This is a genomic window from Flexivirga caeni, from assembly GCF_003724155.1.
GTDB lineage: Bacteria > Actinomycetota > Actinomycetes > Actinomycetales > Dermatophilaceae > Flexivirga > Flexivirga caeni.
In genome coordinates, this window is sequence record NZ_RJJQ01000045.1 from 1 (window position 1) to 1,634 (window position 1,634).

1 protein-coding gene is annotated in these 1,634 nt (G+C 67.9%); it reads left to right on the forward strand.

The window, feature by feature from the left end; all coding sequences use genetic code 11:
• Positions 1-53: 53 nt before the first annotated feature.
• Entirely contained in the window at positions 54-1,466 is a 1,413-nt protein-coding gene (locus tag EFY87_RS19895; protein ID WP_148043436.1) for an IS1380 family transposase, read from the forward strand.
• Positions 1,467-1,634: the final 168 nt, after the last annotated feature.

A 1,634-nucleotide genomic window follows, 5' to 3' on the forward strand; every position in this document is an offset into this window, starting at 1 on the left:
ATCGAGCTTGTCGAGAGTTCGAGGTATCCGAGCGGGAAGGCACCCTGTCGGTGATGAGAATACGTGGTCGCAACAGTTCCTGGAAGCAGGTGCGCATCGGCGCGCCGGATGCGTCGTTGACCGGGGCCTCAGGGATGAGCGCGGTGACCGAGCTGGTCGACAAACTGGGCCTGGTCGAGGCATTGGACGGGCACGTGCCGGCGATCAAGACACGTGCCCGTGGGCTGTCGGCCGGTGAACTGGTGCTGGCGGTTACGTGTACGCAACTGCTGGGTCATGACGCGCTGGTCGGGTTGGACCGGGTCCGCGCCGACGTCGCGGGGCAGGAACTGTGGCCGGTGGCGGCACCGGCCTCGACCACGACCGGCGCGTTGGCCCGCCGGTTCACTGCGGCGCACCTGGTCGGGATCGAGGACGCGATCGCCGCAGTGACCTCGCGGTGGTTGCGCCTGCTGCCGGCCCGGGTGCGGTCCCCGCTGGTGCTGCGGTCGCCGACGATTGACTTGGATTCCACCGAGGTCGAAGTGTTCGGCCGTGCCAAGCACGGCGTGGCGTACAACTATGTGGGGCAACGCGCTGGCCGGCCACACCTGGCCAGTTGGGCTGAGGCCGGGTTGCCTTTGGCAGCAGACTTGTTGGCCGGTGACCAGGACGTGCGGCCACGCTGCGCGGGCCTGCTGGCCCGGGCCATCGCGTGTTTACCCGCGGCGGTGTGTGCCCGCCCCAGGGTCCGTGCTGACGCGGGGTACTTCACTGCCGAGTTGGCGTGGGCCGCCACCGGCCTGGGCGCTGATTACGCAGTCGCGGCCAAACGCAACAGTGCGTTCTGGCGGGAACTGGCCGCCGTTCCCGCCGGGGCGTGGTGTCCGGCCCGGGATATGCACGGCGCGCAGGTTGCCGTCATGGATTACGCCCCGGCCGGGTGGCCACCGGACGCGTACACGATTGTGCGACGGGTCCGTGTCGATGCCGGCCACATCTCCGCGGATGGCCGGTCCCGGCGGCGGCGCACCATCGAGGCGAACCAGCTCGCGCTGGTGCTGGGTGGCGAGGCCGATCATGCGTGGGCGGTCAGCTTCATCGTCACCAACCTGCCCACCACCACACCGGCGGACGTGGTGGCGGTCGAGCACTGGTTCCGGGGCCGGACCGCGATCGAGGAACGATTCCGGGAAGCCAAACTCGGTGCCGGGCTCAATCATCTCCCCTCCGGCCAGGCCGCAGTGAACACAGTCTGGATGTGGAGTGCACTACTGGCCGGGGCGATCAGCGTGATGCTGCAATCCCTGACCGGCCTGTCCGACGACGCCGGAACCGCACGCATGCACCGGCTACGCCACGAACTCCTTTGTGTCCCAGCCAGACTCATCCATCACGCCCGCAACCTGACCCTACGGTTACCGCCCGGCGATCACCCGCTGGCCGAGGTCCTCTCCCGGATCCGTGCCCTACCCGATCCAGCCTGAGAAGGCCACCAGTACCCCTACGACCAGGACCATTGGAAACCGCCTCCCGGGAACGTCATCCCGAAGCACAGTCACGCCCGAACCACGAAAAATACTGCGAACACGCAGAACCCGACATCAGAACCACACCCGCGGCCGAAGCCAATCAGCTACTCGCGGATCTGGGTC

Coding starts and splice junctions, on each gene's coding strand:
- EFY87_RS19895 (WP_148043436.1), top strand. CDS start 54: ATGAGAATACGTGGTCGCAACAGTTCCTGGAAGCAGGTGCGCATCGGC.